The organism is Streptomyces sp. WAC06614 (genome assembly GCF_003949795.1).
Classification (GTDB): domain Bacteria; phylum Actinomycetota; class Actinomycetes; order Streptomycetales; family Streptomycetaceae; genus Streptomyces.
Genome location: NZ_RPRY01000561.1, coordinates 1 through 2,530 on the forward strand (window position 1 = coordinate 1; position 2,530 = coordinate 2,530).

Sequence of the window (2,530 nt, forward strand, 5' to 3'; positions counted from 1 at the left end):
CCTCGGGGCTGGGCGCGGCGGCGCCCGCCCCCGCGCCCAGCCCCGAGGCGGCCTTTCCGGCGGCCTTTCCGGCGCCCGCCCCCGACGCCTGGTGGCCCGCACCCGTGGCGCCGGCCCGCGCGACCGCGTTCCCGCTGTTCTTCAGGCCCGCCTCGGTCGCAGCCTTGCCCGTCCCGCCAGGCACGGCCTTGGTGAACTTCCTGCCCAGTTCCTTGCCCACGACCGCGCCGCCGCTCTTGCCGAAGATCCGTCCGATCAGCCGGCCCAGGCCCATGCCGAACAGCTCCATGCCGCCGGAGAGCACGCCCGAGATCACGCCGAACTTGAGGGCCTGCTCGGTGGCCTCCCGGTCGTAGTCCTTGGCCCGGTGGGTCATGACCTGGATCGTCTGGACGACGAAGTCGGTGACGTACGAGTACGCGACGCTGATGAAGGTGTGCACCAGGATCGAGCGGAGCAGGAAGCGCAGGATCTGCAGCAGCGCTTCCCGCGTGAAGAAGTACATCCAGGAGATGTTGAGCAGCGAGGCGCCGCCGGTCCACGGCGCCATCGCGATCGCGGTGGCGATGTCGAACTCCAGCTGGACGAGCTGGGCGATCGTCATCCACTTCGCGTACTCGGCCTGTCTGGCCACGTCGAACGCGACCTCGGACAGCTTCGCCGCCTGCTGCGCGGCCTGCCCGAGGTAGTCGTCGCCCCCGCCCAGCAGCGCGTCGAGGGACGAGGCGAACGCGGCCGCCGCGTACCCCTCGAACTGCTCGCGCACGTGCCCGCCGAGCTGGTGGATGTGCTGCTTGAGCCGGGGCAGTTCGGCGGCCATCTGCTCGTACTCGGCGGCGACCAGCCGGAGGTTGTCCTCGTTGATCTCCGGCCAGGGCATACCGGTGAGCCCTCCGAAGAGGGCCGCCAGTGGTGCCGGGATGATGATCGCCACGATCTGCTACCAGTTCTGTGCTTCGGCCAGTGCGTCGTCCTCGCCGGCCGTGAACGTGTCCGAGACGGCGGTGCCCTTGTGGCCGGTCAGCCGCAGGGTCTTGCGGATGACCTCGACCAGCTCGGCCAGGCCCTGGGTCGGCTCCCGGATCTGGCCGAGGTAGGTGACGGACAGCGGGTCGCCGCCCACCGAGCTGGTGTGGTGGCCGTTGATGGTGTCGACGTGCCGTCCGAGGGACGCCACGAGCTCGGCCATCTCGTCGTAGCCACCGAAGCTGCGCTTGAGGTCGGACGAGGTGCGCAGGACGTCGTCACTCATCGGCGAACCCGTCGTCCGACGGGCGGCGCAGCCGCAGGCCGTTCACGGGGTCCGGGCCCTTGGGGCGCATCTCGCGCAGCGGCGCGAGGATGTCGTCGAGGGTCGTCCCGCCGGACATCGACGTGCGCAGGGCGTCGCCGAGCCCCTCGAACTCCCGGAAGGTCGCGGTGATCTGCTCACCGATCTCGGCCCGCGCCTCGTTCAGCACGTCCTTCAGCAGCTCGCCGAGCTGGGCCGGGGCCATCCGCTGGTAGTCGTCGGTGTGGAAGGTGACCGCGAGGACCTCGCCCTGCGGCCCCACCTTCACCGTCAGCAGGCGGTCCTTGGAGGTCACCGTGGCGCTGGCCCGGCGGAGTGCGGCGCCGGCCTTCTCGATCCGCGCGCGGTGCGCGCCGAGCCGTGCCATCGCCTGCTCGATCTGGTCCTCCAGGGATCCGCCGAGCGGATCCCCCAACGACTCCGCGAACGACTCCCCGAAAGGCTCTCCGAACGGATTGCCCGCCGGGTCCCCGGGCGGAAACCCGGCGGCCTTGCCGTCACCCATGGTGTGCTCCTTCCTCACCGGCCCGGCGCCGGGCGCCCGATGACGCCGCTGACGCCCTTGGTCTCCGCCCACACGTCCTCGTCCTCGGAGAGCCAGGTGGTGCGCTTGCGTTCCTGGCCACCACCGGCTCCCGCCCCGGCGCCGGCGCCCATGCCGCCCGGCGGCAGCATCGGGCCGCTGCCCGACTGGGTCGGCACCTGCCGGGCGCCGCCCGGGCCGCCCGCGCCCGCCGGGGCGTTCTTCAGGGCCGCCCGCTGGGCCGCCTCGGCGGCCGCCGCCTGCTGACCCATCCGCTGGGCGAGCGCGTTGTCCCCGGTCAGGGTGCGGACGCTGGTCTCCAGTCCCTTGGTGTTGATGCCGCTGATCCCGCCGACCGTACGCACGCTCTGCCCGGTGGGCAGGCCGGGCTTGCTGCCCGTGAGCCCGCCGCCCGGCGTCTGCGTCTGCGACGTGCCGCCGATGACCTGCGGCGGCCCCTTGGGGACCTCGTAGTACTTCTTGTCGACGGCGATCGGCTTGCCGTCCTTGCCCAGGACGGGCTTGCCGTTCGGGCCGTAGAGGAGGCCGTCGGGGCCGATCCGGGTGCCGAGCGGCGCCATGATCGGCTTGCCGTCCCCGCCGAGGATCGGCATGCCGTCGCGGCCCAGCACCATGCCCTGCGTCTGGCCCCCGGTCGTGGTGCCGCCCACCGGGGGCTGGTTGCCGGGGCCGCCCCCGGGCCCGCCGCCCGGCCG

General features: G+C 72.8%; 3 protein-coding genes and 1 pseudogene. All 4 read right to left on the reverse strand.

Translation table 11 applies throughout. From position 1 onward, the window contains the following. The coding region (locus EF918_RS34680; protein ID WP_148141332.1) for a hypothetical protein at positions 1–934 on the reverse strand (934 nt) is incomplete at its 3' end. Between the two features lie 6 nt (positions 935–940). Then, positions 941–1,252: a hypothetical protein gene (locus EF918_RS34685; protein ID WP_125652836.1), complete on the reverse strand. Its 312-nt coding sequence runs from the start codon at positions 1,250–1,252 to the stop codon at positions 941–943. Continuing rightward, the gene (locus EF918_RS34690) at positions 1,245–1,796 is read right to left on the reverse strand and encodes a YbaB/EbfC family nucleoid-associated protein (protein ID WP_125652837.1); all 552 of its coding nucleotides are present in this window, start codon (positions 1,794–1,796) and stop codon (positions 1,245–1,247) included. The genes EF918_RS34685 and EF918_RS34690 overlap by 8 nt, the downstream gene beginning before the upstream one ends. Before the next feature lie 14 nt (positions 1,797–1,810). Then, positions 1,811–2,530 (reverse strand): annotated as a pseudogene (locus EF918_RS34695) (hypothetical protein); the annotation flags it as partial.